General features: G+C 69.4%; 11 protein-coding genes. 10 read left to right on the forward strand and 1 reads right to left on the reverse strand.

The window, feature by feature from the left end:
- Positions 1-69: 69 nt before the first annotated feature.
- The 5 genes from O7R11_RS12785 to O7R11_RS12805 all read left to right on the forward strand — a co-directional run bounded on the left by O7R11_RS12785 (position 70) and on the right by O7R11_RS12805 (position 4,705).
- The gene (locus O7R11_RS12785) at positions 70-816 is read left to right on the forward strand and encodes a ComF family protein (RefSeq protein WP_337997919.1); all 747 of its coding nucleotides are present in this window, start codon (positions 70-72) and stop codon (positions 814-816) included.
- A 56-nt stretch (positions 817-872) separates the two neighbouring features.
- Entirely contained in the window at positions 873-1,130 is a 258-nt protein-coding gene (gene grxC, locus O7R11_RS12790) for a glutaredoxin 3 (protein WP_337997920.1), read from the forward strand.
- Positions 1,131-1,135: 5 nt separating this feature from the next.
- Positions 1,136-1,969, forward strand: coding sequence for a carbon-nitrogen hydrolase family protein (locus O7R11_RS12795; RefSeq protein ID WP_337997921.1), 834 nt, complete (start codon positions 1,136-1,138; stop codon positions 1,967-1,969).
- 2 nt (positions 1,970-1,971) lie between these two features.
- Positions 1,972-2,379: a DUF1178 family protein gene (locus O7R11_RS12800; protein WP_337997922.1), complete on the forward strand. Its 408-nt coding sequence runs from the start codon at positions 1,972-1,974 to the stop codon at positions 2,377-2,379.
- Positions 2,380-2,647: 268 nt separating this feature from the next.
- Positions 2,648-4,705 (forward strand): putative bifunctional diguanylate cyclase/phosphodiesterase, encoded by a 2,058-nt coding sequence (locus tag O7R11_RS12805; RefSeq protein ID WP_337997923.1) that lies wholly within the window; start codon positions 2,648-2,650, stop codon positions 4,703-4,705.
- On the opposite strand, the gene ubiG is transcribed toward O7R11_RS12805, so the two are convergent.
- Positions 4,667-5,437 (reverse strand): bifunctional 2-polyprenyl-6-hydroxyphenol methylase/3-demethylubiquinol 3-O-methyltransferase UbiG, encoded by a 771-nt coding sequence (gene ubiG, locus O7R11_RS12810; protein WP_337997924.1) that lies wholly within the window; start codon positions 5,435-5,437, stop codon positions 4,667-4,669. The genes O7R11_RS12805 and ubiG overlap by 39 nt on opposite strands.
- A 138-nt stretch (positions 5,438-5,575) precedes the next feature.
- Between ubiG and O7R11_RS12815 the strand changes: the two genes are divergently transcribed.
- From O7R11_RS12815 to ispG, 5 genes are all read left to right on the forward strand, one after another.
- Positions 5,576-6,793 (forward strand): aspartate kinase, encoded by a 1,218-nt coding sequence (locus O7R11_RS12815; protein WP_337997925.1) that lies wholly within the window; start codon positions 5,576-5,578, stop codon positions 6,791-6,793.
- A gap of 52 nt (positions 6,794-6,845) precedes the next feature.
- Positions 6,846-7,913: an NAD(P)H-dependent flavin oxidoreductase gene (locus O7R11_RS12820; RefSeq protein WP_337997926.1), complete on the forward strand. Its 1,068-nt coding sequence runs from the start codon at positions 6,846-6,848 to the stop codon at positions 7,911-7,913.
- Positions 7,913-10,177 carry a phosphoenolpyruvate--protein phosphotransferase gene (gene ptsP / locus O7R11_RS12825; protein WP_337997927.1) on the forward strand — a complete coding sequence of 755 codons (2,265 nt, stop codon included), beginning with the start codon at positions 7,913-7,915 and terminating at the stop codon, positions 10,175-10,177. Before O7R11_RS12820 ends, ptsP begins: the two co-directional genes overlap by 1 nt.
- A gap of 197 nt (positions 10,178-10,374) precedes the next feature.
- On the forward strand, positions 10,375-11,559 hold the full coding sequence (locus tag O7R11_RS12830) for a RodZ domain-containing protein (RefSeq protein ID WP_337997928.1): 1,185 nt from the start codon (positions 10,375-10,377) through the stop codon (positions 11,557-11,559).
- A gap of 45 nt (positions 11,560-11,604) precedes the next feature.
- Entirely contained in the window at positions 11,605-12,702 is a 1,098-nt protein-coding gene (gene ispG / locus O7R11_RS12835) for a flavodoxin-dependent (E)-4-hydroxy-3-methylbut-2-enyl-diphosphate synthase (protein ID WP_337997929.1), read from the forward strand.
- Positions 12,703-12,705: the final 3 nt, after the last annotated feature.

Below are 12,705 nucleotides of genomic sequence, written 5' to 3' on the forward strand. Positions count from 1 at the left end.
CTTGCCGCGGCAAAACGCAAAGCCGTTCTTGCTTGAGCGGCGCGGCGCGATCGGGCAGACTCGCCTGCCATGACCAGTGCGATGATTTTCCCACGGATTCGGGGTGCGCGGCGCGGCCTGGGGGCGGCGCTGGACCTTCTGTTGCCGGAGCGCTGCCCGGTGTGCGGCGCGCCGCTTCAGGGCGGTTCCGGCGCCGCCCTGTGCCCTGCGTGCTTCGCCGGGCTGCGCTTCCCCGCGCCGCCGCTGTGCGGCCGCTGCGGCCTGCCGCTGCCCGCCTCGGGAAGCTGCGGCTGCGCCGCGGGCGGGGCGATCCGCAGGCGGCGTTTCGCGCTGTTCTACAACGAGGTTTCCGCCGCGCTGATCCTGCGCTGCAAGCACGGTGACCGGCCCGAGATCGCGGGCCGCCTCGCCGCGTGGATGGCGCGCGCCGGGGCGGAGCTGCTGGCCGAGGCCGATTTGCTGGTGCCGGTGCCGATCCACTGGACGCGACTCGCCTTTCGCCAATACAACCAGGCGGCGGAGATCGCCCGCAGCCTCGCCCGCCTCTGCGGCACGCCGTGGGATGCGCGGGCGCTCGCGCGCATCCGCCGCACCCCGCCGCAGGCGCGGCTTCCCGCGCGGGCGCGGCGGCGCAACGTGGCGGGGGCCTTCGCCGCGCGGCCGGGGGCGGCGCTCGCCGGGCGTCGCATCGTGCTGATCGACGACGTGGCGACCACCGGGGCGACCGCCGAGGCCTGCGCGCAGGCGCTGCTCGCCGCGGGCGCGGCCTCGGTGGACCTGTTGTCCGCCGCCGCGGCGGTGCCCGGCGAAACTTGATTTTTTCGGAAAATCCCCTCACATCGGGGACGGCAAACCCGCAACAGGAGAACCCCATGGCCAAGATCGAGATCTACACCACCAAGGTCTGCCCGTACTGCATGCGCGCCAAGGCGCTGTTCAAGCGCAAGGGCGTGGATTTCTCCGAGATCGACGTGTCCGCCGACGACGCGAAGCTGGAGGCCATGATGGCGCGCGCCGGCGGCCGCCAGACGGTGCCGCAGATCTTCATCGACGGGAAGCACGTCGGCGGCTGCGACGACCTCTACGCGCTCGATTCCAAGGGCGGCCTCGACCCGCTGCTCGCTTCCTGAGCGCGATGAGCGCCTTTTCCGTCGCCTGCCTACAGGTCAACGCGGCCGACGACATGGACGCCAACATCGCCGCCGCGCTCGCGCTTGCCTGCGGCGCGGCGGACGACGGGGCGGACCTCATCCTGATGCCCGAAAACGTGGCGATGATGACCTGGGGCACCGAGGCGATCCGCGCCGCGGCGCGGGCGGAGGAGGCGCACCCCGCGCTCGCCGCCTTCCGCGCCTTCGCCAAGGCGCGCCGGGTGTGGGTGCACGCCGGCACCCTGGCGGTGCCGTCGCCCTCCGGCAAGGTGTTCAACCGCACCTATGTGATCGGCCCCGAGGGGCGGATCGCGGCGCGCTACGACAAGCTGCACATGTTCGACGTGGACCTCGGCAACGGCGAAAGCTATGCCGAATCCCTCACCTTCGAGCCGGGGTCCGCGCCCGCGGCGGTGGACCTGCCGTGGGGACGGCTCGGGCTTTCGGTGTGCTACGACCTGCGTTTCCCCCATCTCTACCGCGCTCTCGCCGTGGCGGGGTGCGATTTTCTGGCGGTGCCCGCGGCCTTCACCCAGGTGACAGGGGCGGCGCATTGGCATATCCTGTTACGTGCGCGCGCCATCGAAACCGGGTGCTTCGTCTTTGCGCCCGCGCAGACCGGAACCCACGTCCGGGGGCGCAAGACCTATGGCCACGCCCTGGTCGTCGCCCCCTGGGGCGAGGTTCTGGCCGACGGCGGGGAGGACGTGGGTTACGTCCTCGCGGATATCGACCCGGCGGCGGTGGATGCGGCGCGTGGCAAGGTGCCGTCGCTCGCGCACGGGCGCGACCTGACGGACGTGGTGATCGGCGGGTAGGGATGATCCGGTTCGCCCTCAAATGCGCCTGCGGGCATCGCTTCGACTCCTGGTTCCGCGACAACCGGGCGTACGAGGGCTTGTCCGCCGCCGGGCGCATTGCCTGCCCGGCCTGCGGCGGCGGCGAGGTCGCCAAGGCGCCGATGGCCCCCAGCCTCGCGGCCGCGCGGGAAGAGGGGGCGGATGCCGCCGTGCGCCTGCGCTCCCTGCTGCTCGGCCTGCGCGACACGGTGGAAAGCAACTGCGAGGACGTCGGTTCCGCCTTCGCCGAGGAGGCGCGCAAGATCCATTACGGCGAGGCCCCGGCGCGCGGCATTTACGGCGAGGCTTCCGCCGAGGAGGCTAACGCCTTGGTAGAGGAAGAGATAACTTTTGCGCGTCTGCCGTGGATCTCCCGCGGCGATTCCTAGGCCGCCGTGCCGCTGTATATTGGTTTCTCGATCCATCAGTGCATTGGAATGTATAGTCTCATCCCCCTGTCAATTGGCGGCGCGCTTTGCCGTGCCGGTTTTTTGCGCGCTGCGGCGACGGCCGCGCCATGAAAGTGTCTTGACTTAAGCTTTCCCCCGCATTTTACGACGTAATTATCGTTTTACTCAAAAGTTTCTGTGTTAGACTGCGAGCTTGCCGCTTTTGGACGAGGGCAATCACTGGCGGTGAGGGGGAGAGACGCACGTCATGCGCTGGGGGAATACCTTCCGCCGCAATTCCATCACCTACCGGCAGGGACGGCTGGTCCTCTATGCCGTGCTCACCGTCGGCGGCCTGCTGTTCCTCGTCGAGGCCGCTTTTCTCGCCGCGTCGGAGCGGGACGGGCTGGTGACGCGGCAGGCGCAGATCATCGCCCTGGCCGAGCGCCCCGCCACCTCCGCCGTCTGGGAATTCAACGACCGCCTCGCCGCGGAGACTCTGGCCGGGGTGATGCGCGCGCCCGACGTGCAGTCGGCGATGATCGTCCATGCCGACGGCATGCCGTTCGCCGCCGAGGGGCGGCCGCCCGGCTCCGCGCCCTTGTGGAAACGCCTTCTCGGCAAGCTGATCGTCGGGCCGCACGAGCGCATCGCCCAGCCGTTGTCGATGCCCGGCCTGGTGCCCGGCCAGAACGGCGACACCATCGGCAGCCTGATCGTGGTGTTCGACGTGGCGGCGCAGGCCGACCGCTTCGTCGGCATGCTGTCCGGCGGCCTGGCGCTCACCCTGCTCGGGGTGTTCCTCGTCGTCGCGGTGGTCGCCGTGCTGTTCGACCGCTTTCTCACCCGGCCGATCCTCTCCATCGCGCGCCAGGTGGACGGCGTGGACGCCGAGGATCCGCACGGCTACATGCTGACGGTGCCGAGGTGGCACCTGCATTCCGAACTCGGCCTCGCGGTGCAGAAGATCAACGCCATGCTCATCCACCTCGGCAACGCGCAGCACGCGCTGCGCCGCATGGCGACGCGCGACGCCACCACCAACCTGCCCAACCGCACCCTCACCATCGAGCACCTCGTCGCCATGGCGCGCCGCGCCCAGCCGGGCAGGGTGGCGGCGGTGATGGCGGTGCTGATGGACCGCCTGGACGAACTCAAGGACCTGATCGGCCACGAGGAGGCCGACGAGATGGCGATGGACATGGCGGTGCGCCTGCTCGACGCGGTGGGTTCCGAGGCGTTCATCGGCCGCATCGGCGTGGATTCCTTCGCCGTGGTGATCGAGGACCTGGATTCGGTGACCGCCGCGGTGGACTACGCCAACGGCCTCCTGGAAAGCCTCACCCGCGTCGAATCCGCCGACGAGGTGCGCCCCTCGGTGTGCGTCGGCATCGCGCTTTTCCCCAACGACGGCACCGACGCCGCCGAGCTTCTGCGCAAGGCGGTGGCCGCCACCGCGGGCGCGCGGCGCAAGGCCAACGAGCGCTGGAACTTCTTCGAGGACGGCCTGGCCGAAGGCGCGCACCGCCGCCTGCTGCTGGAAAGCCAACTGCATCAGGCGCTGGAGGCGCGCGAATTCGTCCTCTACTTCCAGCCGCAGATGTCGTGTTCCGGCGAGGTGGTGGGGGCGGAGGCGCTGCTGCGCTGGCGCCGCGACGGCCAGGTGGTGCCGCCCGGCGCGTTCATTCCGGTGGCGGAGGACTGCGGCCTGGTGGTGCCGATCGGCGATTTCGTGCTGGAGGAGGCCTGCCGCGCCTCGGCGCTGTTGCGCGCCGCGGGGGCGAACATGACGATTGCGGTCAACGTCTCGCCGCAGCAGCTCGCCGATCCCGGCTTCGTCGCCCGCGTCGGCGAGACGCTGGCGCGCCACGGCGTGGCGCCGGACCGCCTGGAGATCGAGATCACCGAATACACCCTGGCGATGGAGCGCGGCGCGCTCGCCGACCGGGTGCGCGCCCTGCGCGACCACGGCATCCGCATCGCGCTCGACGACTTCGGCACCGGGTATTCGTCGCTCTCCTACCTGCGCCGCTTCCCGGTGGACGTGCTGAAGATCGACCGCAGCTTCGTCTCCGACGTGCCGAACGACGTGGCGGTGCCGTCCACCATTCTCACCCTGGCGCAGCGCCTGGGAATGAACTGCGTGGCCGAGGGCATCGAGACCGAGGCGCAACGCGACTGGATGGTCGCCAACGGCTGCACCACGTTGCAGGGCTACCTGTTCGCCAAGCCGATGCCGTTCGACGACTTCATGGCGCGCTACGGCCGCCGCACCACCGGCAAGATCCTAAGGCTTCGCCGCGAAGGCCATATAGTTGACGGATAGGTCGCCGCCTTCCCTCCAGGAATCGGAAAGCGGGGCGTAGGTGAGGCCGGTGAAGCGCGGCGGGCTCATCCCGGCGCGTTCGAGGTCGCGGGCGATCTCCGAGGGTTTCACGAAGTCGCGCCAGTCGTGGGTGCCCGCGGGCAGCCAGCGCACGATGTATTCCGCGCCGATCTTGGCGAGCACCAGGCTCTTCATCGTGCGGTTGAGGGTGGCGAGCGCCATCAGGCCGCCCTTTTTCAGCGGCGCGGCGGCGGCGGAGAGGAAGAGCGGCCGGTCGGCGACGTGCTCCACCACTTCGAGCGCCAGCACCGCGTCGAAGCGCCCGGTCTCCGCGGCGAGGTCCTCGGGCAGGGCGACGCGGTAGTCGATGGACAGACGCATGCGCTCCGCATGGTTGGCCGCGGTCTTGACGTTCTTTTCCGAGGCGTCCACGCCGGTCACCGCAAAGCCCAGCCGCGCCATCGGTTCGGCGATCAGGCCGCCGCCGCAGCCGACATCGAGCAGGCTGAGCCCTTCGAACGGCCGCTCGAGCGCCGCATCGCGCCCGAAGTGCGCGGCCAGCCGCTCCCTGAGAATCGCGATGCGCACCGGGTTGAAGCGGTGCAGCGGGCGGAAGGGCCCTTCGAGCGCCCACCAGGTATCCGCCAGGGCCGTGAACTTGGCGATCTCGGCGGGGTCGGCGGAGCCGTGCGCGGCGGCTTCGCGCGCCGCCGGTTTTGCGGATTTGCTCATGTCTGTGCCCTTGCCTAAAAGGATAAGGACCGAGTATGTATAGCTGCCGGTCGTCAGGCAACTCGTTACGAAAGACTTTTTTTGGGAAACCCGGCCGTGCGGCGGCGCGCGCCTCCCGGCAATCAGAGATACCGTGTCATGGCCCGTATTGTCCAAAAGTTCGGCGGAACCTCGGTCGCGAATATGGAGCGTATTCGCAACGTCGCCCGCCTGGTGAAAAAAGAAGTGGATGCCGGAAACCAGGTGGCGGTGGTGCTCTCCGCCATGTCCGGCGTGACCAACCAGTTGGTCGCCTACTGTCAGGAGGCGGCGCCGCTGTTCGATCAGGGCGAATACGACGCGGTGGTTTCCACCGGCGAGCAGGTGACCGTCGGCCTTCTGTCGATCATCCTGCAATCCATGGGGATTTCCGCGCGGTCCTGGTGCGGCTGGCAGATTCCGATCCATACCGACGACGCCCACGGCAAGGCGCGCATCGTCGATATCGAGACCGACGAACTGTTGTCCCGCATGGCGGCGGGCGAGGTGCCGGTGGTCGCGGGCTTCCAGGGCATCGGCGAGGACGGGCGCATCACCACGCTGGGGCGCGGTGGCTCCGACACTTCGGCGGTGGCGCTGGCTGCGGCGCTGGGCGCCGACCGCTGCGACATCTACACCGACGTGGACGGGGTCTACACCACCGACCCCCGGATCGTCCCCAAGGCGCGCAAGCTGCCGCGCGTCACCTACGAGGAAATGCTGGAAATGGCGTCCCTGGGCGCGAAGGTCCTGCAGACCCGCTCGGTCGAGATGGCGATGAAATATCGCGTCAACCTGCAGGTCCTGTCGAGCTTCGAGGACATCCCCGGAACCCTGGTTTGCGACGAGGAAGACATCGTGGAAAAGGAAGTTGTCAGCGGCATCGCCTACAGCCGGGATGAGGCGAAGGTGACCCTGCAGGGGGTCAAGGACCACCCCGGCATCGCGGCGGCCATCTTCGGCCCGCTCGCGGACTCCAACATCAACGTCGATATGATCGTGCAGAACGTCTCGGCGGAGGGCCATACCGACCTCACCTTCACCGTGCCGCGCACCGACCTGTTGCGCGCGCTCAAGGTGCTGGAGGAAGTCAAGAAGACCGTCGGTTTCCGCGATCTCTCCCACAGCGACACGGTGGTGAAGATCTCCGTCATCGGCGTGGGCATGCGCACCCACGCGGGCGTGGCGCAGAAGATGTTTTCCGCCCTCGCCGAGCGCGGCATCAACATCCTGGTGATCAGCACTTCGGAGATCAAGGTGAGCGTCCTCATCGAGGAGGAATACACCGAGTTGGCGTTGCGCGCCCTGCACACGGCCTACGGTCTGGACGCGCGGTAAGCAGGGCCCGGCCGTGCGCCGGGCGGTAACGAGTTGGGAGCGACCGGCCGCGATGAGCAGGACTCGGCAAGCGTATCAGGATCTGGACCGTCTGTGGCGTCGTGGGCGGGAGTTTTTGGGGTGCGAGTGCGCCGTTCTCGGCGGAGCGATGTCCTGGGTGTCCGAACGCCATCTGGTGGCGGCGATCTCCAATGCCGGGGGCTTCGGCGTGATCGCCTGCGGCTCGATGCCGCCGGACCTCCTCGCCGCCGAGATCGAGGGCGCCAAGGCGCTGACCGATAAGCCTTTCGGCGTCAACCTCATCACCATGCATCCGCAGCTCGACGACCTCATCGACGTGTGCGGCGCGGCCGGGGTCGGCCACGTGGTGCTGGCGGGCGGCCTGCCCACCTCCGCGGCGATCAAGCGCGCCAAGGACTTCGGGGCCAAGGTGATCTGCTTCGCGCCCGCCCCGGTGCTGGCCAAGAAGCTGCTGCGCGCCGGGGCCGACGCCCTGGTGATCGAGGGAGCGGAGGCGGGCGGCCACATCGGCCCGGTCTCCACCTCGGTGCTGGCGCAGGAAATCCTGCCGGAGATGGGCGACAAGGTGCCGGTGTTCGTCGCGGGCGGCATCGGCCGCGGCGAGGCGATGCTCTCCTACCTGGAAATGGGCGCCGCCGGGGTGCAGCTCGGCACCCGCTTCGTCTGTGCCCACGAGTGCATCGCGCATCCGAAGTTCAAGCAGGCGTTCATCCGCGCCTCGGCGCGCGACGCCGTGGTCTCGGTGCAGATCGACCCGCAGTTCCCGGTGATTCCGGTGCGCGCCATTTCCAACGCCGGGACCGAGCGGTTCATGGAGGTGCAGCGCTCGGTGATCGAGAAGTTCCACCGCGGCGAAATGGACCAGAAGGCGGCGCAGCTCGAAATCGAGCACTTCTGGGCCGGCGCGCTGCGCCGCGCGGTGATCGACGGCGACGTGGAGAACGGCTCGCTGATGGCCGGGCAGAGCGTCGGCATGGTGACGGCGGAACAGAGCGCGCGGGAGATCATCGACGACATCATCGCCCAGGCATTGGATGCACTCGACGCGCGGAGGACGCACGTCGCCGCAATGCCCGGGGAAATCCAGGGCGCGCTCTGATGCCGGGGGATGCCGCCGCGGTGTCGCGCCGCCTTCTCGGGCGTATCCGTGAGGCGATGGCGCAACCGGGCCTCCCCGAGGACCGGTTGCAGGTCATCGTGCGGATCATCGCCGAGGAGATGCAGGCGGCGGTGTGCTCCTGCTATGTGATGCGCGCGGGCGAGGTGCTGGAACTGTTCGCCACCCAGGGCCTGCGCCCCACCGCGGTGCACATGACGCGCCTGCGCGTCGGCGAGGGCCTGGTCGGCTTCATCGCCGCGCACCCGCGGCCGCTCGCGCTGTCCGACGCGTGGAGCCACCCCAACTTCGCCTACCGCCCGGAAACCGGCGAGGAGCCCTACCGCTCGTTCCTCGGCGTGCCGATCGTGCGCATCGCCCGCGTCGCCGGCGTCCTGGTGGTGCAGACCACGGAGAGCCGTGCCTTCGCCCCGGAGGAGGTGGAAGCGCTCGAAACCGTGGCGATGGTGCTCGCCGAACTCCTGACCACGGGCAACCTGATCGACCGGCGGGAGCAGATTCCGGTGGACGGCACCGCCCTGGTGCCGCTGCGCATCAACGGGCTGAAGCTCTCCGCGGGCCTCGGCGTCGGCGCGGCCTACCTGCACCGCAAGGTCCCCTTCATCACCCATCTGGTCAGCGAGGACCCGGAGCAGGAGGCGAAGCGCTTCGAGGAGGCGCTCGGGCGCATGCATATCGCGCTCGACGAGATGCTCGCCGCCGAGGAGATCGGCAAGAGCGAGTACCGCGACATTCTGGAAGCCTACCGCATGTTCGCCGCCGACCGCGGCTGGATCGAGCGCATCCGCGACCACATCCGCGGCGGCCTCTCCGCCGAGGCGGCGGTGCAGCGCGCCCAGGAGGAAAACCGCGTCCGCATGCAGCAGGTCACCGACCCTTACCTGCGCGAGCGCCTCTACGACCTCGAAGACCTCACCGACCGCCTGATGCTGCACCTCATGGGCCAGGACAGCGCGGAGCGCAAGATTCTGCCGCCGCACGCCATTCTGGTGGCGCGCACCCTCGGCCCCGCCGACCTCCTCGACTACGACATGAGCCGCATCCACGGCGTGGTGCTGGAGGAAGGTTCGCCCTCGATGCACGTCGCGATCATCGCGCGCGCGCTCAATATCCCGATGGTCGCCCGCGTTCCCGCCATCCTCGGCAAGATCGGGGCGGGGGACCCGGTGATCGTCGATGGCGACAACGGCAGCGTGTTCATCCGCCCGAGCGAGGACCTCACCGCCTCCTTCATCTCCACGGTGCGGATGCGCCGCGAGAAGCAGAAGGCCTTCGCGGTGCTGCGCGACCTGCCCGCGGTCTCCCGGGACGGGGTGCGAATCGAACTCCTGATGAACGCGGGCCTTCTCGCCGACATGCCGATTCTCGACCAGGTGAACGCCGACGGCATCGGCCTCTACCGCACCGAGCTGCCGTTCATGGCGCACGCCGAAACCCCGGACGTGGAGGTGCAGACCGCGCTCTACCGCGCGGTGATCGACCAGTCGGGCGGGCGGCCGGTGTGCTTCCGCACCCTCGACGTCGGCGGCGACAAGATGCTGCCCTACTGGCAGAGCACCGGCGAGGAGAACCCGGCGATGGGCTGGCGTTCGATCCGCATCACCCTGGACCACCCGGCGATCATGCGCCACCAGTTGCGCGCGCTGATCCGCGCCTGCGAGGGGCGGCCGCTCTCGGTGATGTTCCCGATGGTCGCCGAGGTGGCGGAATTCGACGCGGCGAAGCGCATTCTCGACCTCGAAATGGACCGCGCGGCGCGGCGCGGCGAGCCGTTGCCGGAGCGCCTTTCCGTCGGCTGCATGCTGGAGGTGCCATCCCTGGTGTTCCAGCTGCCGCAGATGCTGAAGCGGGTGGACTTCCTCTCCGTCGGCTCCAACGACCTCGCGCAGTTCCTGTTCGCGCGCGACCGCGGCAACCAGCGCATCGCCGAACGCTACGACCTCTTGTCGCCGCCGTTCCTCAGCCTGCTCGACCGCATTATCGCCGCCTGCGATGCGGCAGGAGTGCCGTGCTCGCTGTGCGGCGAGATGGCGGCCAGCCCGCTCGACAGCATGGCGCTGGTCGGGCTCGGCTTCCGCCGCCTTTCGGTGACCGGCCCGGCGGTGGGGCCGGTCAAGGCGATGATTCGCAGCATGAACGTCGGCGACACCGAGCGGGTGGTGAAGAAGCTGTTGCAGTCTCCCGCCCATAGTCTGCGGTCGAGCCTCGCCAATTATGCTCTCGATCACGCCGTGCAAATCGCCTGATCCCGCCGATTTTTCAATGCGTTCCAGAGAATGACGGGGTGCCGGAAGGGGTTTCGGGCATTGCAAGGCGGGTGGGTTCCGGACATACTGTGGGTCGCCGACGGTGCGACAGAACGCCGCGGCGCGCTTGCGCATGGGCGCAAGACCATGGGGGAAACCGGACCGGCGAAGGAAGATAGTCTGTGGAACACGACAACATGCCGTCGGCACCGCACGGCGAAGGGGTGCAACAGACGGGACCGGACGCGCCGGTGCAAGGCAGCGTCGGCGGATTGTTGCGGGCCTCGCGGCTCCGGCTGGGGATCGACCTCGGCCTGATCGCGGAGACGCTGCGCATCCGCCGCGTCTATCTGGAGGCGATCGAGGACGGCCGCTACGGCGATCTGCCGGGCGGCACCTATGCGGTGGGCTTCATCCGTTCCTATGCGGAGCAACTGGGTCTCGACCCGGTGGAGCTGGTGCGCCGCTTCAAGATGGAATCCGGAGGGGGCGCCGCGCCGCAGCCGCAGCCGGTGGAGTTTCCGCAGCCGGTCAAGACGCTCGGCCTGCCGGTCGGCGCCATTCTCACCGCCATCGTGGTCATCGCCGCGCTGGTGGGCGGGGCGTGGTATATGTTTTCCGGCGCCGACAGCGCCTCGCTGCTGCCGCGCATTCCCGCCGCGCTGAACGAAAAGGTGGGCGCCGCACCGGCGCCGGCACCGGCGCCGGAGGCCAAGGCCCCGGCCGCGCCGAAGGCGGAACAGCCCGCCGTCGAAGCCGAAAAGCCCGCCGCGCCGCAGGCGGAGCCGCCGAAGACGGAACCGCCGAAGGCCGAAGCGGCCAAACCCGTGCCGAAGCCGGAGCCGCCGAAGCCCACGCCGCTCAAGACCGAGCCGGCCAAACCCGCGCCGAAGCCCGAGGCGGCCAAGCCCGTGCCGAAACCGGAGCCGCCGAAGGCCGAAGCGCCGCAGCCGGAACCGCCGAAGGCCGAAGCGGCCAAGCCCGCGCCGCCCAAGGCCGAAACGCCGCAGCCGGCCGCGGCCGCGCCCGCGCCCGCCGCATCCGCCGTGGAGGCTGCGGGCGAGGTGCCGGAAGCGGCGGAACCCGCGCCGCGCGAGCCGCGGGTCTACGGCGCGGAGAACGCCGACGCCCGCGTCGAGATCGTCGCCACCGGCGAGTCCTGGGTGCAGGTCACCGAGGGCGGAAATCTGGTGCTCACCCGCCTGTTGCACGCGGGCGACCGCTTCAGGGTGCCCAATCGCCCCGGCCTTCTGCTGATGACCGGGAATGCGGGCAACCTCAGCGTCCTCATCGATGGGGCCAAGGCCTCGGCGCTCGGCTCTGCCGGGCAGGTGATGCGCGACGTGGCGTTGGAGCCGGAGCGCTTGCGCGCCGCGCGGTAAACGCCCACTTTAAGGCCATCGTGACACCCGGGTGGTGAGGCCCCATTGGAAAATCCAGAGTACCGCCGGATCGCCCGGCGCAAGACGCGGCAGGTTCGCGTCGGCTCCGTGCTGGTGGGCGGCGGCGCGCCGATTACCGTGCAGTCGATGACCAACACGCTGACCTCCGACGTGGAGGGCACGCTGGCGCAGATCCGCGGCATGGAGGCGGCGGGCGTGGATATCGTGCGCGTCTCCTGCCCGGACGAGGACTCCACCAAGGCGCTCGCCGCGATCGTGCGCGGCTGCTCGGTGCCGGTGGTGGCGGACATCCACTTCCACTACAAGCGCGCCATCGAGGCGGCGGAGGCGGGGGCGGCCTGCCTGCGTATCAACCCCGGCAACATCGGCGAGGCGGCGCGGGTGCGCGCCGTGGTGCAGGCGGCCAAGGATCACGGCTGCTCGATGCGCATCGGCGTCAATGCCGGAAGCCTCGACCGCGACCTGCTGGAGAAATACGGCGAGCCCTGCCCCGAGGCGATGGTGGAAAGCGCGCTGATGCACGCCCGCATCCTCGAGGAGCTGGACTTCCGCGACTTCAAGATCAGCGTCAAGGCCTCCGACGTGTTCCTCGCCATGGCCGCCTACGAGCAGCTCTCCGAGGTCTGCGACTATCCGCTCCACCTCGGCGTCACCGAGGCGGGGGGGCTGCGCACCGGCACGGTGAAGTCGGCGCTCGGCATCGGCTGGCTGCTGCGCAAGGGCATCGGCGACACCATCCGGGTTTCCCTCTCCGCCGATCCGGTGGAGGAGGTGCGCGTCGGCTTCGACATCCTGAAATCCCTCGACCTGCGCCACCGCGGCGTGCGCATCGTCGCCTGCCCGTCGTGCGCGCGGCAGGGCTTCGACGTGCCCGCCGTGGTCGCCGAGCTGGAGCGCCGCCTCGAACACGTCACCACGCCGATGACGCTTTCGGTGCTCGGCTGCGTCGTCAACGGCCCGGGCGAGGCGCGCCACTCCGACATCGGCCTCACCGGCGGCGGCAAGGGGCGGCACAAGATTTTCCTCGCCGGGGTGCCCGATCATGCGGTCGGCACCGACGCGATTGTTGACCATCTCGTCGATCTGGTGGAAAAACGCATCGCCGCAACCAAGGCGCAATGAATT

The organism is Oleispirillum naphthae, from assembly GCA_027864655.1.
Taxonomy (GTDB): domain Bacteria; phylum Pseudomonadota; class Alphaproteobacteria; order Rhodospirillales; family Rhodospirillaceae; genus Oleispirillum; species Oleispirillum naphthae.

Coding starts and splice junctions, on each gene's coding strand:
- O7R11_RS12795 (WP_337997921.1), top strand. CDS start 1,136: ATGAGCGCCTTTTCCGTCGCCTGCCTACAGGTCAACGCGGCCGACGAC.
- ubiG (WP_337997924.1), bottom strand. CDS start 5,437: ATGAGCAAATCCGCAAAACCGGCGGCGCGCGAAGCCGCCGCGCACGGC.
- ptsP (WP_337997927.1), top strand. CDS start 7,913: ATGCCGGGGGATGCCGCCGCGGTGTCGCGCCGCCTTCTCGGGCGTATC.
- O7R11_RS12800 (WP_337997922.1), top strand. CDS start 1,972: ATGATCCGGTTCGCCCTCAAATGCGCCTGCGGGCATCGCTTCGACTCC.
- O7R11_RS12820 (WP_337997926.1), top strand. CDS start 6,846: ATGAGCAGGACTCGGCAAGCGTATCAGGATCTGGACCGTCTGTGGCGT.
- O7R11_RS12830 (WP_337997928.1), top strand. CDS start 10,375: ATGCCGTCGGCACCGCACGGCGAAGGGGTGCAACAGACGGGACCGGAC.
- O7R11_RS12805 (WP_337997923.1), top strand. CDS start 2,648: ATGCGCTGGGGGAATACCTTCCGCCGCAATTCCATCACCTACCGGCAG.
- O7R11_RS12815 (WP_337997925.1), top strand. CDS start 5,576: ATGGCCCGTATTGTCCAAAAGTTCGGCGGAACCTCGGTCGCGAATATG.
- O7R11_RS12785 (WP_337997919.1), top strand. CDS start 70: ATGACCAGTGCGATGATTTTCCCACGGATTCGGGGTGCGCGGCGCGGC.
- grxC (WP_337997920.1), top strand. CDS start 873: ATGGCCAAGATCGAGATCTACACCACCAAGGTCTGCCCGTACTGCATG.